The sequence below is a fragment of the Pseudomonas sp. CC120222-01a genome (assembly GCF_003097235.1).
Classification (GTDB): Bacteria; Pseudomonadota; Gammaproteobacteria; order Pseudomonadales; family Pseudomonadaceae; genus Aquipseudomonas.
Genome location: NZ_QEQQ01000012.1, coordinates 159449 through 173461, shown reverse-complemented (window position 1 = coordinate 173461; position 14013 = coordinate 159449). Strand labels below are relative to the sequence as shown.

General features: G+C 63.4%; 10 protein-coding genes and 1 pseudogene. 5 read left to right on the top strand and 6 right to left on the bottom strand.

The genetic code is table 11. The features are described 5' to 3' along the window. Positions 1 to 1190: retention module-containing protein (locus tag N430_RS17105; RefSeq protein WP_133248856.1), on the bottom strand; the 1190-nt coding region annotated here is incomplete at its 3' end. A 468-nt stretch (positions 1191 to 1658) separates the two neighbouring features. On the opposite strand from N430_RS17105, the gene N430_RS17100 reads away from it, so the two are divergent. The 3 genes from N430_RS17100 to N430_RS17090 all read left to right on the top strand — a co-directional run bounded on the left by N430_RS17100 (position 1659) and on the right by N430_RS17090 (position 6735). Beyond that, on the top strand, positions 1659 to 3032 hold the full coding sequence (locus N430_RS17100) for a TolC family outer membrane protein (RefSeq protein ID WP_110636888.1): 1374 nt from the start codon (positions 1659 to 1661) through the stop codon (positions 3030 to 3032). A gap of 75 nt (positions 3033 to 3107) precedes the next feature. Continuing rightward, positions 3108 to 5243, top strand: a complete 2136-nt coding sequence (locus N430_RS17095) for a type I secretion system permease/ATPase (protein ID WP_110636890.1) — start codon at positions 3108 to 3110, stop codon at positions 5241 to 5243. Positions 5244 to 5382: 139 nt separating this feature from the next. Beyond that, positions 5383 to 6735, top strand: a complete 1353-nt coding sequence (locus tag N430_RS17090; RefSeq protein WP_110636893.1) for an HlyD family type I secretion periplasmic adaptor subunit — start codon at positions 5383 to 5385, stop codon at positions 6733 to 6735. Between the two features lie 456 nt (positions 6736 to 7191). Here N430_RS17090 and N430_RS17075 read toward each other — a convergent pair whose 3' ends face one another. The 5 genes and pseudogenes from N430_RS17075 to N430_RS17060 all read right to left on the bottom strand — a co-directional run bounded on the left by N430_RS17075 (position 7192) and on the right by N430_RS17060 (position 11222). Beyond that, positions 7192 to 7419: a hypothetical protein gene (locus tag N430_RS17075; RefSeq protein WP_110636896.1), complete on the bottom strand. Its 228-nt coding sequence runs from the start codon at positions 7417 to 7419 to the stop codon at positions 7192 to 7194. Between the two features lie 449 nt (positions 7420 to 7868). Then, positions 7869 to 8465: a tRNA-uridine aminocarboxypropyltransferase gene (locus tag N430_RS17070; RefSeq protein WP_110636899.1), complete on the bottom strand. Its 597-nt coding sequence runs from the start codon at positions 8463 to 8465 to the stop codon at positions 7869 to 7871. Between the two features lie 165 nt (positions 8466 to 8630). After that, positions 8631 to 9659, bottom strand: a complete 1029-nt coding sequence (locus tag N430_RS17065; RefSeq protein WP_371922780.1) for a methyl-accepting chemotaxis protein — start codon at positions 9657 to 9659, stop codon at positions 8631 to 8633. Between the two features lie 234 nt (positions 9660 to 9893). After that, a pseudogene (locus N430_RS30000) lies at positions 9894 to 10190 on the bottom strand (PAS domain-containing protein); the annotation flags it as partial. A gap of 138 nt (positions 10191 to 10328) precedes the next feature. Beyond that, complete coding sequence (locus N430_RS17060; RefSeq protein WP_110636905.1) at positions 10329 to 11222, bottom strand: LysR family transcriptional regulator; 894 nt, start codon at positions 11220 to 11222, stop codon at positions 10329 to 10331. Positions 11223 to 11446: 224 nt separating this feature from the next. Between N430_RS17060 and speB the strand changes: the two genes are divergently transcribed. Next, positions 11447 to 12397, top strand: a complete 951-nt coding sequence (gene speB, locus N430_RS17055) for an agmatinase (protein WP_008090804.1) — start codon at positions 11447 to 11449, stop codon at positions 12395 to 12397. A 132-nt stretch (positions 12398 to 12529) separates the two neighbouring features. Then, positions 12530 to 13909, top strand: coding sequence for a sodium:solute symporter (locus N430_RS17050; protein ID WP_110636907.1), 1380 nt, complete (start codon positions 12530 to 12532; stop codon positions 13907 to 13909). Positions 13910 to 14013 lie beyond the last annotated feature (104 nt).

Here is a 14013-nt window from a genome sequence, read left to right as displayed (position 1 = left end):
CCGTCTGTGGCCAGCACCAGCGTGCCGTAGGTGCCAGTGAACGTACCGGCGATCACCGGGCCGCCGGCCACGCGGTCGGCGCCTTGCACGTCGTTGGTCAGCACGTTCCCGGTCAGCTCGACATGCTGCTCGGTCGCCGTGACCACGTTGCCATCATCGAAAGCCTGCGGCGCATCATCGTGGATGATCACATCCAGCGAGCCCTGGGCGACATCGCCGTCACTGTCACTGACCAGCACCGGCAAGTGCTCGCTCAGCGACTTGGCCCCATCGTCCTCGATATGTTGCCCGGTTGCAGTCAGCGTGTAGCTGTAATTCACCACGCCAGTGCTCGGGTTATAGCCGGTAATCGTCAGGATGTTGCCCAAGCCGGTGGTGATCGACTGGCCAACGCCGGTCACCACACCGCCCGTCACCACGTTGATGCCACCGACACTGAGGTTGAACACGCCATCCTGAGCCACCACGGTAAAGCTGCCCTGCTGGGTCAGCGCCGCGGCGTTACTGGCAGAGCCCAGTGGCAGATTCGCCTCGTTCAGGCTCAGTTCACCCGGGGCGATATTCAGGCCTAGCAAAGTGACTGGATGATTTTCGTCTACCGTCGGGATGGACGGCTCCGTAGGCCCCGTGCCGCCATTGCCGCCGCCAACCGGCCGACCGTTGAGCGAACTGCCATTGCTGGGGTCGAGGCCGCCCACTTCGCGGTTGGCAAGCTCGGGAAAGCCATTGAAGCCTGCCGTCGGGAAGCCCACCACGGGATCGACACGGGCGCCGACTTCATCGAGCATGACGAAACTGTGGCCACCGCCCAGCGCCCCGGAAACACTCGGGCTGCCTGACCCGGCGGCGGTCGCCTCGGCGCTCTGGGTCGGGTCGTCGCCAGCGGCAATCGCCTGCTGGATGCGCGCCACATCACTCAGTTGCGCGTCGCTTGGCGCGACGTCGTGGCCCTGCGCATGGGGCGCCCGGCTGGCGAGCAGGTCCGGGGTCATCTCCAGGCTGCTGTCACGGCCCAGGGTCAGCTCGGCACCGTTCTGCAGGTGCACTGCCACGGCCCCCGCAGCCCCCGTTTCCAGTTGCTCGCCAGCGAACAGGCGGTCACCTTCGATCAAGGCTCGCCGACTACCATCGCTGGCAACTGCGAAAACCTGACCAATCACCTTGCTGACCACACCGACTAACTTAGCCATGAGCGCACGCCTCCCCTAACTGATCGGCTACATCAGCCACTGACATTACGCAGGCAGGTGTGGGCAAGGAGTCCGAAAAATCTCAACGGTGAGAATCGTTCTCTCAGGCACTATTTTGGCGATAGGAATAATGTAAGTTGGCCATCAATTTATGCCAATTTTTTGTCGCCAAATACTGCTTTCACCTATCCGATCCATGTCCTTAGCTGTAAAAAATCTGGAATATCCTGAAGTGCCTGTAAGCCGCGCCTTGCAGCGGCTCGCAAATCCACCTGAATGAAACAATGTCTTGCTTTGCATAGACCGCATAAGTTTTTTTTCGCATAGGCGTTATGAAAAAATATTCTTAGCTCGCGCGTTAAATGTTCTTAGCTCTGTTGTTACAAACGTGAAACGATTCGAACTATAAATATCGTCATTTTATTGGCGAAAAAGCAGGAATTTTTGTGACCAGGGAGAAGTACCCCCATGCGCGTTCTAACACCCCTCGCCAGCGCAATGCTGGTAGCCATGGCATGCACGAACGTCGAGGCAATGTCCCTCAACGAGGCAATCCAGAGTGCCGTGGATTACCACCCGCAAATCAGCTCGAATCGCAACAGCAAGCTTTCCGCCGACGAGGATGTGAAATTCGCCCGTGGTGGCTACTACCCGACGGTGGACCTCGTCGCAGGTTACGGGCGCCAGCGCTCGGACAACCTCAATACCCGCGGCCTCAACCCGGACGGCACGAGCAACCACAACAAGGAAACCCTCAACTACACACAGTCGGAACTGCGCCTGCGGCAGATGATCTTCGACGGCTTCAACACCGCCAATGAGGTAGGCCGCACCGAGGCTGTGGCGACCTCGCGCGCCTATTACACCCAGGCCATCGCCCAGGACGTCGCCTTGCGCACCGTCGAGGTGTATCTGGAGGTGCTCAAGCGTCGAGAGTTGGTGGACCTGGCCAAGAACAACCTGCAGGCGCACTTGCGCGTCAACGACCAGATCGGCCTGCGCAGCGAGCGTGGCGTTGGTAGCACCGCCGACCTCGACCAGTCCCGCGCCCGTCGCGCCCTGGCAGAAAACAACCTGGATACCGCCGAAGTCGACCTTGCCGATGCCGAGGCCAACTTCTACAGCGTGGTCGGTCGCGTGCCTGACGAGCTGGAAGGGCCACAGTCGATCAAGGTGGAAATACCCGGCACGCTCGACCAGGCACGCGAAGGCATGCGCCAGAACAACCCTTACCTCAAATCGGCCCAGGCCGACGTCAATGCCGCAGAGCAGCAGTACGAAGTGGCCAAGTCGCCGTTCTACCCGCGCCTGGACGCGGTGCTGGCCACCGGTGCCAACAACAACATCGGCGGCGAGCCGGGCCACGCCAACAACGACTGGCAGGCCGGCGTAGAGCTCAGCTACAACCTGTTCCGTGGCGGCAGTGACAAGGCCCGGCTGCAATCCGATGCGCACAAGATCAACCAGGCCCTGGACATCCGCAACAATGCCCTGCGCGAGCTGACCGAAAACCTCAGCCTGTCCTGGAACGCCATGAACAATGCCCGCAAGCAGACCCCGACCGCCCGTGAGTACGCCGAGACCACCCAACGCGTGCGCGCGGCCTACCAGGACCAGTTCGGCCTGGGCCAGCGTACCTTGCTCGACGTGCTCGACAGCGAAAACGAGCTGTACAACGCCAACCGCCGCTACACCGAAGTGCGTTACACCGAAGAGTTTTCGATGTACCGGGTACTGGCGACCATGGGTGAACTGCTGAGCAAGCAACGCATTTCACTGCCACCAGAGGCTATCGCCAACAACGAGGTCCGGACCGAAGCCAGATTGCCCGAGATGCGCTAAGCGTCGCACGCACTGGCACGGATCGCCTGCACAGCAACCCATCCACCCTGGCGGGAGTAGGCCATCGTGACCAGTATGCAAAGCGCGCAACCGCGTCCGGATGTCGATGACCCACTGCTCGATGGCTTGCTGATCCTGTGCCGGCTGCACGGTCGCCCGGCCAGCCGTGCCAGCCTGTGCAGCGGCCTGCCCCTGGCCCAGCAGCGCCTGGGCGTAGACTTGCTGCCACGGGCTGCGGCGCGTGCCGGCCTGCAAGCGCGGGTGCTGGAGCGAGCCCTTGATGACATCTCGGCGCTCAACCTGCCCGTGCTGCTGTTGCTCGACAATGGCCGCAGCGCGGTGTTGCAACGCTGGGGCGATGACGGCCGTGCGCTGATCCTGCCCTGCGAAGCTGAGGGCGGCGAGCAATGGGTCGAACGTGAAGCACTGCAACAGGCCTATAGCGGCAACGCCCTGTTCGCCCGCCCTCGCCATACCCTGGAAGACGTGCGTTCACCGCTGCTGCCGCGGGTCAACGCCTGGTTCCGCGACACCCTGCGCCATTCCCGCTGGCTGTACGGCGACGCCCTGCTGGCCAGCCTGCTGATCAACCTGCTCGGCCTGATGGTGCCGCTGTTCGTCATGCAGACCTACGACCGCGTGGTGCCCAACCAGGCGCTGTCGACCTTGTGGGTACTGGTTGCCGGCCTGTTCATCGGCACTGCCTTCGAGCTGGTGCTGCGCATGGTCCGCGCCCACCTGCTGGACCAGGCCGGCAAGAAGACCGACCTGATCCTCTCCGCCACCCTGTTCGAGCGCATCACCGGCATGGCCATGAAGGCCAAGCCCGCCACCATCGGTGGTTTCGCCCAGAGCATCCATGACTTCCAGGGCCTGCGTGAATTTCTCACCGCGGTCACCTTGACCAGCATCATCGACCTGCCCTTCGTCGCCCTGATGCTGCTGGTGATCGGCCTGCTCGGTGGCTGGCTGGTACTGATCCCGCTGATCGCCTTCCCGCTGGCAGTGGGCTTTGCCCTGTTCATCCAGGCCCGCCTGCGCGACACCGTGCAGAAGAGCCTGAGCCTCGGTGCCGTGCGCCAGGCCCTGCTGATCGAAACCCTCGGCGGCCTGGAAACCCTCAAGGCCTGCGGCGCCGAAAGCGAACGCCAGTACCAGTGGGAGCACACCAACGCCGCCATTGCCCGCCTCGACGCCCACGCCCGCAACCTGTCGTCGCTGGCCAGCAACGGCACGCTGTTCATCCAGCAGTTCTGCGGCATGGCGACCATCGTTGCCGGGGTGTACAGCATCATCGCCGGCAACCTCAGCGTCGGCGCCCTGGTCGCCAGCTACATGCTCGGCAGCCGGGTGCTCGCCCCGCTCGGCCAGATCGCCGGGCTGATCACCCGCTATCAGCAGGCGCAGCTGACCATGCGCAGCACCGATGCGCTGATGGCCCTGCCCCAGGAACGTCAACTCGACCAGCAGGCCCTGGAGCACACCACGCTCAAGGGCGGCCTGGCGCTGAGCCACATCACTTTCCGTTATCCAGGGCAAGTGAGCCCGGCACTGCACGATGTGAACCTGACCATCACCCCCGGCGAGCGCATCGGCATCATCGGCCGCAGCGGCTCGGGCAAGAGCACCCTCGGGCGCCAGCTGATGGGTTTCCATCACCCCGACGAAGGCCAGGTGCTGCTGGACAACCTCGACCTGCGCCAACTGGACATCGCCGACCTGCGCAGCCAGATCGGCTACGTGGCTCACGACCTGCCGCTGCTGGCCGGCAGCCTGCGCGACAACCTGACCCTCGGCGCACGCCACATCAGCGATGCGCGCATGCTCGAAGTGGCCGAACTGACCGGCGTCAGCGAGCTGGCCCGGCAGCACCCGAACGGCTTCGACCGCCCGGTGGGCGAGCGCGGCCAGCTGCTCTCCGGCGGCCAGCGCCAAGCGGTGCTACTGGCCCGCGCGCTACTGCTGGAGCCGCCGATCCTGATCCTCGACGAACCCACCAGCCACATGGACAACAGCAGCGAAGAGCAACTGCGCCAGCGCCTGCTGAGTTGGGTGCCGGGCAAGACCGTGCTGCTGGTCACCCACCGCACCTCGATGCTCAGCCTGGTCGACCGGCTGGTGGTGCTCGACAACGGCAAGATCGTCGCCGACGGGCCGAAGGATTCGGTTGTCGACGCCCTGCGCAAGGGCCGTATCGGCTCGGCCCTTTGACTCAACATACTCAACCCTGTGGGAGCGGGCGTGCCCGCGAAGCAGACACCGCGGTGTGTGGCACCGGCTTTGCCGGTGTTCGCGGGCAAGCCCGCTCCCACAGGGACCGCGCCTTGCCACTGAGACAAGTGAGGTAGGCATGTCCTTTAGCCACAACATCCGCAGCAACCATGGCGCCGACAAACGGGCCGAACGCGACTACATGCCGGAACTGGCCGGCGCCACCCTGCAGGACTCGCCACGCCTGTCGCGCCTGACCGTGTGGCTGGCCGCCGCGCTGTTGCTGGTGGCACTGGTCTGGGCCAGCCTGGCGGTGCTCGACGAAGTGACGGTCGGCGAAGGCAAGGCGATACCGTCGAGCAAGGTCCAGGTGGTGCAGAACCTCGAAGGCGGTATCGTCACCGAGATCTTCGTGCGCGAAGGCCAGATGGTCGAGAAAGGCGCCACCCTGCTCCGCCTGGACGACACCCGCTTCAAGTCCAACAAAGGCGAGAGCGAGGCTGACCGTTATGCCCTGACCGCCCAGGTCGAGCGCCTGTCGGCGGAAGCCGAAGGCCGCCCGTTCGTGCTCTCGGACGAAGTGCGCAGCAAGGCGCCCCAGGTCGCCGAAGACGAGACGGCCCTGTATGGCTCGCGCCAACGGCGCCTGGCCAGCGAAAAACAGACCCTCAACGAGCAGCTGCGGCAGAAGAACCAGGAGCTGGCCGAGTTCCGTTCCAAGGTCGATCAGTACCGCTCGGCCGTGGCACTGTTGCAGCAGGAGACGGACATGTCGGCGCCGCTGGTGAGCAAGGGCGCCATTTCCCCGGTGGAGATCCTGCGCCTCAAGCAACGCACCGTGGAAGCCCGCGGCCAGCTCAATGCCACCAGCCTGGCCATCCCCCGCGCCGAAGCGGCGATCGCCGAGATCAAGAGCAAGATCGAGGAGTCCGACGCCAGCTTCCGCTCGGACGCGGCCAAGGAGCTGAACGACAAGCGCACCGAGCTTTCCAAGATCACCGCCACCAGCATCGCCATCGACGACCGGGTCAACCGCACCACCGTGGTCTCGCCGGTGCGCGGCATCGTCAAGCTGCTCAAGGTCAATACCATCGGCGGCGTGGTGCAGCCAGGCAGCGACCTGGTAGAGATCGTGCCGATCGAGGACAACCTGCTGATCGAGGCCAAGGTGCGGCCGCAGGATGTGGCCTTCCTGCACCCCGGGCAACCGGCGATGGTCAAGTTCAGTGCCTATGACTACACCATCTACGGCGGGCTCAAGGCCAAGCTGGAGCTGATCAGCGCCGACACCGTCACCGACGACAAGGGCAATGCGTTCTACCTGATCCAGGTGCGGACCGAGAAGAACCACCTGGGCGGGGACAACAAGCCGTTGCTGATCATCCCCGGGATGGTGGCCACGGTGGATATCATCACCGGGCAGAAGAGTGTGCTGGATTATCTGCTCAAGCCGGTGCTCAAGGCACGGACCGAGGCGCTGCGGGAACGGTGACTGGTTTGGATTGTGTGAGGGCTGCCAGGTGCATGCCTTGAGATTCTCAGCGCCTGTGAGATCGAGCGCCGCCCGCGCGGCGCATCGCGGGCAAGCCCGCTCCCACATCTGTTTCGGGCCAGTCACTCCTGTGCCGCCAACAGGGACCGCCTTGGTACATGACTGAAGAAAGGTGGAGCAGTATTTGTTTTGGGCCAGTTACTCCTGTGAGGTCGCCACTGACCGCCTGGGTGCATGACTGGAGACAGGTGGAGCAGCATCAGCGTCCACCGAGATGCATTGCCATGCCAACAAGGCGGTCCCTGTTGGCTTCACAGGAGTGACTGGCCCGAAACAGATGTGGGAGCGGGCTTGCCCGCGATGCGCCGCGCGGGCGGCGCTCGATCTCACAGGCGCTGAAGATGCCAAGGCATACACTTAGATGCCCTCACTCGCCCCCTCTCACCGCAAAAGCGTTCAATCCGGACCAAAGTCTTCCTGCAACTGGCTCAACTTCCCACAATGCTCACTGGCCAATCGACTGATAATACGGATTGCCTGATGAATCCCCGCAGTATTGCGAAAACTCAGCTGAGGATTGTGCTCACACTCCAGCACTTCATCATGCTGAACGAGCGCCTCGCCAAGCAGTTCGAGTGTCCAGGCATAGCTTCGGATGTTGAGCAGAAGCTCCTGATCAGTCATCGAGTCCCCTCCTCGCTGCGCAAGCGGAACAAAATCGACTACAGACCGGACAGAAACGGTGGTGGGCTAGTGCTGGCAAATCACGCCGGCGGAGAACGAATGCGAGGATCCTGGCAGGGCTCAAGGTAAGCATGCATGAAACTCCAAGTTAGGTTGGAGCTACCACGTATCGTCGCCAAACAATTGGGTGGCAGCTGTACGCAGGTTGGCGAACCGGGAACTTGGAACCCGGCAGACCCGAAGGTCTCCCACGCACAGCCGCCATGGCACGAGGCTGCGGGCGCAAAAAAAGCGCCTGCAATCGTGTGGGGCGCTGTTACGCCAAGTTATCCGGGTCGCCAAACCCGATCGCGGAGTTTGCCGCGACAGAGGGAATTTATCTCTCCAAAGGCTTTACCGCAAGCGGTGTAACCACCCGGATTGCCTACTAAACCTGTAGGAAATGGCCTTCATTCAGAATGGTTCCGCTCGAACACATCGGCGCCCATTGCCCTGATCTGCCCTTCGATCAGCGCCTCGAACGGCCGTAGCAACTGATTGAAACCTTCGGGCTGCTCCAGCACATTCAACGCCTGCACCACCGCCTCGATAGTCGACACCGCCCCCGGCTCCGGCGCCTTGCGCAGGCGGTAGCGTGAAGGCGCCACTTGCGCCAGCGTCACCCTGGGCAGCGCCTCCAGCAGCGGGTTCAGGTACAGCAGCTTGCGTGCCTTGCGCCAGGTGCCGTCGGGGACGATCAACATGAACGGCTTGTCGTCCGTTTCGCCGTAGGCTGTCAGCGCTTGCGCCTGCTCGCCCGGGAACAGCAGCACGGGGCGATAGCCTGGGGTCGCCAACAGTTCGGCAAGATCAGCGAAGACTTCCCCGACCCGCAGTTCGGCATTGACCAAGCCCAGGGCGGCCAGGCGGGCGGTATTGAGCGCGTGACTGGTTTCACTGGGGTGCTGCAGCAGAACCACGCGGGTGCGGCTGTCGAGGCTGGAAATCAGCGGGCAAAGGCAATGGTCGAGCGGGCGCTGGCAGCGTTCGCAGCGGGGTCTGGGCATGGGGTTCTCCGTTGGTAGGAGAATTTTGCCACAGGCCGGAAGTTTGGGCCCGCTTTGCGGGCCATTCGCGAGCTTGCCCGCTCCCACAGGCATCGCACAGGGCGCGAAATTTGTGCAGTAGCTGTGGGAGCGGGCGTGCCCGCGAATGGGCCTGCAAACCTGGATCTATCGGTTGAACCGCTCCGCCAGGCTATGCAGGTACTCGGCCATCCGCTCCAGGTCCTGGCTGATCTCGGCCCCTTGCTTGGCCTGCCCCGCCGACTGGTCGCACAGCTGGGCAATCCGCACGATCTGCTGGTTGATGTCCTCGGCCACATGGCTCTGCTGCTCCGACGCCGTGGCCATCTGCTGGCTCATGCCAGTAATGCGGCTGACCGCCTGGGCGATCCCGGCCAGCGCCGTCTGCACTGCCTCGACACTCTGCACGCTGTCCCGCGAGATCTGCTCGCCGTGGCTGGCGGTGCTCACCGCCCGCTCGGCACCGGCACGCAGCGAGGCGATGATCTGATGGATCTCATTGGTAGAGGAGCGTGTGCGCTGGGCCAGCGAACGCACCTCATCGGCGACCACGGCAAAGCCCCTGCCCTGCTCGCCAGCGCGTGCCGCCTCGATCGCGGCGTTGAGCGCCAGCAGGTTGGTCTGCTCGGCAATCGAGGTGATCACGTCAACCACGCTGCCGATCGACTGGGTCTGCTCGGCCAGGGCATTGACCGCCTGGCCGATGTCACTCACCGCCTCGTTCATGCTGCCCATGGCCTTCAGGCTCTGCTGCGCCAGCTCGCTGCCTTGCTGGGCCAACTGGTCGGCGTCACCTGCAGCATGCGCCGTGCTTTGCACGTTGTGGGTGACTTCCTGGATGGTCGCGGCCATCTGCGCGATGGCCGTGGCCGACTGGTCGGTCTCGCTGCGCTGGCGGTCGAGCATCTGCGCCTGGGCATCGGACAGGTCGGCCGATTGCGCGGCGCGAGACTTTACCCCGACGCCAGCATCCACCAGGCGGGTAAGCGCGGTTTGCAGGCGCGCTTCTTCACTGATGATGGCGAGGTCGAGCTGGCCCAGCAGGCCAGGATTGTCACTGTAAGTCAGGGCCACCAGGGGGCTGGTGAACGCCTTCGGGTGTTCAGCAAGCGTGCGGCGAATCCTTTGGTTTTGCTGACGCTCGATCAGGTACCAGGCCACCAGCAAGCTGGTCATCAGCACACCCAGAGCCAGATAAGGTGGCAGCCAGAGATAGCCGGCAGCCGACAACAGGCCAGCACCGATCAATGGCCCGCCACTGGCCAGGCCGCGCCCGAACCGGGCTGCCCAGGGCGTCGGCGACTTGCCTGCGCGCAGCCGTGCGTACAGGGCTTCGGCACGGCGGATCTGCTCGCGGGTCGGTACCGAGCGCACCGACTCGTAGCCACTGATGCGGCCGTTCTCATAGATCGCCGTGACATAGGCGCTGACCCAGTAGTGATCACCATTCTTGGCGCGGTTCTTGACCACCCCCATCCAGGGTTTGCCTTGCTTGATGGTCTCCCACATATGGCCGAATACGGCGGGGGGCATGTCTGGGTGACGCACCAGGTTGTGCGTCTGGCCGACCAGTTCGTCGTAGGTAAAACCGCTGATCGCGACGAAGGCGTCGTTGCAGTAGGTGATGCGACTGTCGAGATCCGTGGTGGAGATCAGGCGCTGCTCTTGGGTAAAAGTTCTTTCGTGCTCAGTGACGGGCAAGTTCATGCGCATCTTGAACGGTCCTTCGAAGAGGGATGTGAGGGGCAGCACAACTAAATAACTAGCAGAGCGTGGGAAGGTTAGCGGCTAATTTGAAATTTTATTTAGGGCATCCAGTCGGATTGTCCTACAAAATTTCACCCTTCAACCGACATTCAACTGGCTCTTGAGCAGATCTCGGAATGTTTGAATCAACGGCTCTCGACTACGCCCCCTGCGGACGATCAGCGAGAATGGCGCCTGGTACCCGAAAGTGGCCGGCGATAGCACTCTGAGGTCACCCTTGTCGACCCATGCCTGGGCGTAGTGCTCGGGCAGGTAGCCAATGTAGGCGCCCGAGAGAATCAGGATCAGCTGCGCCTCCATGCTTTCCACCGTCGCCGCACTGTGCTTGAAGCCGTGCCTGGCCAGTTCGGCCTGGCTCCAGTAGCCACGCCCCACCATGCGTTGCTGGGTCACCACCTGTTCGGGGATGCGCCGCTCAGCAAACAACGAGTGGCGGCTGCTGCAATAAAGCCAATGCTGTTCGCGGTAAAGCGGCTGATAAAGCAAGCCACTCATGCGCGAGGAAAACGCACCAATGGCCAGGTCCAATCGGTTGTCCTGCACGCCGAGCTGCAGCTCGTAGGGGCTGGACACTGACAGGTGCAGGTGCACCGCCGGGTGTTCCTGGCTATAGGCCCCGATGGCCTCGGCCAAGGGCAGCGCCTGGTCGCCTACGGTGGAGTCGATCACGCCGAGGTTGAGGGTGCCACGCAGCTCGCCCTTAAGCGCTGCGGCGTATTGTTCGAAACCATCCAGCTCGGCCAGCAGGCGCAGTGTCTCCTGGTGGAACAGCTCACCCTTGCTGGTCAGGCTGAAGCCGCCGCGGCCACGGTGGCACAAGACGATACCCAAGCCACCTTCAAGCTGGCTCATGTAGGTACTGATGGCCGAGGTCGACAGGTTGAGCTCGCGCTGGGCATTGGCGAACCCCTGGTGGCGCACCACGCTGACGAAGATGCGCAGCAGTTTCAGGTCGGGCAAGGTCGAGGCCATGGTGCAACGGGTCCGCAGGGGTATTTGCGCGCAGTCTAACCGCTCCTGCGGCCTTTAGTTCAGAAATTCCTGAAGTAAGTATTTGCCGGTAGCGATTTTTCCCACGCACTACCTTGCGCAGACTTGGCCGAAATGTCCCTGCCCGCCAGCGATCCAGACTTGAAAGGCGTGCGGCGGCACAGGTTCGAACAAACAGAACAATCGACCGACTGATGAGGCCCACCGTGGACAAAGTTCTCCACCAACCACTGGGCGGCAACGAAATGCCGCGTTTCGGCGGCATCGCCACCATGCTCCGTCTCCCCCACCTGCAAAGTGCCCAAGGCCTGGACGCCGCGTTCATCGGCGTACCGCTGGACATCGGCACCTCGCTGCGCTCCGGCACCCGTTTCGGCCCGCGCCAGATCCGCGCCGAATCGGTGATGATCCGCCCGTACAACATGGCCACCGGTGCCGCCCCGTTCGACTCGCTGTCGGTGGCCGACATCGGTGACGTGGCGATCAACACCTTCAACCTGCTCGACGCCGTGCGCATCATCGAAGAAGCCTACGACGAGATCGTCGAGCACAATGTCATCCCGATGACCCTGGGTGGCGACCACACCATCACCCTGCCGATCCTGCGTGCCCTGCACAAGAAGCACGGCAAGATCGGCCTGGTGCACATCGATGCCCACGCCGACGTCAACGACCACATGTTCGGCGAGAAGATCGCCCACGGCACCACCTTCCGCCGCGCCGTGGAAGAAGGCCTGCTCGATTGCGACCGCGTGGTGCAGATCGGCCTGCGCGCCCAGGGCTACACCGCCGACGACTTCAACTGGAGCCGCCGCCAGGGCTTCCGCGTGGTCCAGGCCGAAGAGTGCTGGCACAAGTCGCTGGAACCGCTGATGGCCGAAGTGCGTGAAAAGGTCGGCGGTGGCCCGGTGTACCTGTCGTTCGACATCGACGGCATCGACCCGGCCTGGGCCCCAGGCACCGGTACCCCGGAAATTGGCGGCTTGACCACCATCCAGGCGATGGAGATCATTCGCGGCTGCCACGGCCTGGACCTGATCGGCTGTGACCTGGTTGAAGTCTCCCCGCCTTACGACACCACCGGCAACACCTCGCTGCTTGGCGCCAACCTGTTGTTCGAGATGCTCTGCGTGCTACCGGGCGTCGTGCGTCGCTGATACCGCTACACCCCGGCAGGAGCCATGAGGGAGGGCCATAGAGGCCCGCCAACACAAGACAAGACCGCCGGGCGCCGTGAACACGCCTGCGCGGTCGATCTCGCCATAATAAAGATAATCGGGAGACCCCCAATGGCCTTGGACATCATTGTTGTAATGATCTATACCGTCGGCATGCTAGGGCTGGGCTGGTATGGCATGCGGCGCGCGAAAACCCAGGAAGACTACCTGGTGGCCGGGCGTAACCTCGGCCCGACTCTGTACATGGGCACCATGGCCACCACCGTGCTCGGCGGCGCCTCCACCGTCGGCACCGTACGCCTGGGCTACGTCCACGGCATCTCCGGTTTCTGGCTCTGTGCCGCCCTGGGCCTGGGCATCATCGCCCTCAACCTGTTCCTCGCCAAACCGCTGCTGCGCCTGAAGATCTTCACGGTCACCCAGGTGCTGGAACGTCGTTACAACCCGATGGCCCGCCAGGCCAGCGCGGCCATCATGCTGGCCTATGCGCTGATGATCGGCGTGACCTCGACCCTGGCCATGGCCACCGTCCTGCAAGTGCTGCTCGACTTGCCGTTCTGGGCGTCGCTGCTGCTCGGCGGCGGTGTGGTGGTGGTTTATTCGACCATCGGCGGCATGTGGTCGCTGACCCTCACCGACATCGTCCAGTTCGTCATCAAGACTGTTGGCCTGATGTTCATCCTGCTGCCGGTGTGCCTGTACAAGGCCGGTGGCTGGGACACCCTGGTAGCCAAGCTGCCGGCGGCCAGCTTCAGCTGGACCACCATCGGCTGGGACACCATCATCACCTACTTCCTGATCTACTTCTTCGGCATCCTGATCGGCCAGGACATCTGGCAGCGGGTGTTCACCGCCCGTGACGAGAAGGTCTGCCAGCGCGCCGGCACCACCGCCGGTGTGTACTGCGTGCTGTACGGCCTGGCGTGCGCCCTGATCGGCATGTCCGCCCATGTGCTGATGCCGGACCTGGCCAACCCGAACAATGCCTTCGCCGAGATGATCAAAGGCCAGCTGCCGGAAGGCATCCGCGGCCTGCTGATGGCGGCAGCCCTGGCGGCCATGATGTCCACCGCCAGTGCCGGCCTGCTGGCAGCCTCGACCACCCTGACCGAAGACCTGCTGCCCAAGCTGCGCGGCGGCAAGCAGTCGAGCCTGGGCGTCAGCCGCCTGTTCACCCTGATCACCGGCCTGGTGGTGCTGGGCATCGCCCTGGCGGTGAACGATGTAATCAGTGCCCTGACCCTGGCCTACAACCTGCTGGTTGGCGGCATGCTGATCCCGCTGATCGGTGCGATCTTCTGGAAGCGCGCCACCACCGCAGGCGCCATCGCTAGCATGTCGCTGGGTTTTGCCACCGCTCTGTTCTTCATGTTCAAGGACGGCCTGGATGCCAACACGCCGATCTACTACAGCCTGGCGGTCGGCCTGGTGAGCTTCGTGCTGGTGAGCGTGCTGTCGCGCAAGCCGGTGGGTGAAGTGAAGCTGGCCTGACTTGTCAGCCTGTGCGGGCCTCTTCGCGGGCAAGCCCGCTCCCACAGTGTCAGCACATCGTTGAGCCTTGTGCGATTCCTGTGGGAGCGGGTTCACCCGCGAAA

Bases quoted from the DNA above. Each gene is read 5' to 3' on its own strand.
- N430_RS17070 (WP_110636899.1), bottom strand. From the start codon at position 8,465: ATGCCCAGACCCCGCTGCGAACGCTGCCAGCGCCCGCTCGACCATTGC.
- N430_RS17050 (WP_110636907.1), top strand. From the start codon at position 12,530: ATGGCCTTGGACATCATTGTTGTAATGATCTATACCGTCGGCATGCTA.
- N430_RS17075 (WP_110636896.1), bottom strand. From the start codon at position 7,419: ATGACTGATCAGGAGCTTCTGCTCAACATCCGAAGCTATGCCTGGACA.
- N430_RS17060 (WP_110636905.1), bottom strand. From the start codon at position 11,222: ATGGCCTCGACCTTGCCCGACCTGAAACTGCTGCGCATCTTCGTCAGC.
- N430_RS17095 (WP_110636890.1), top strand. From the start codon at position 3,108: ATGCAAAGCGCGCAACCGCGTCCGGATGTCGATGACCCACTGCTCGAT.
- N430_RS17100 (WP_110636888.1), top strand. From the start codon at position 1,659: ATGCGCGTTCTAACACCCCTCGCCAGCGCAATGCTGGTAGCCATGGCA.
- N430_RS17065 (WP_371922780.1), bottom strand. From the start codon at position 9,659: ATGACCAGCTTGCTGGTGGCCTGGTACCTGATCGAGCGTCAGCAAAAC.
- N430_RS17090 (WP_110636893.1), top strand. From the start codon at position 5,383: ATGTCCTTTAGCCACAACATCCGCAGCAACCATGGCGCCGACAAACGG.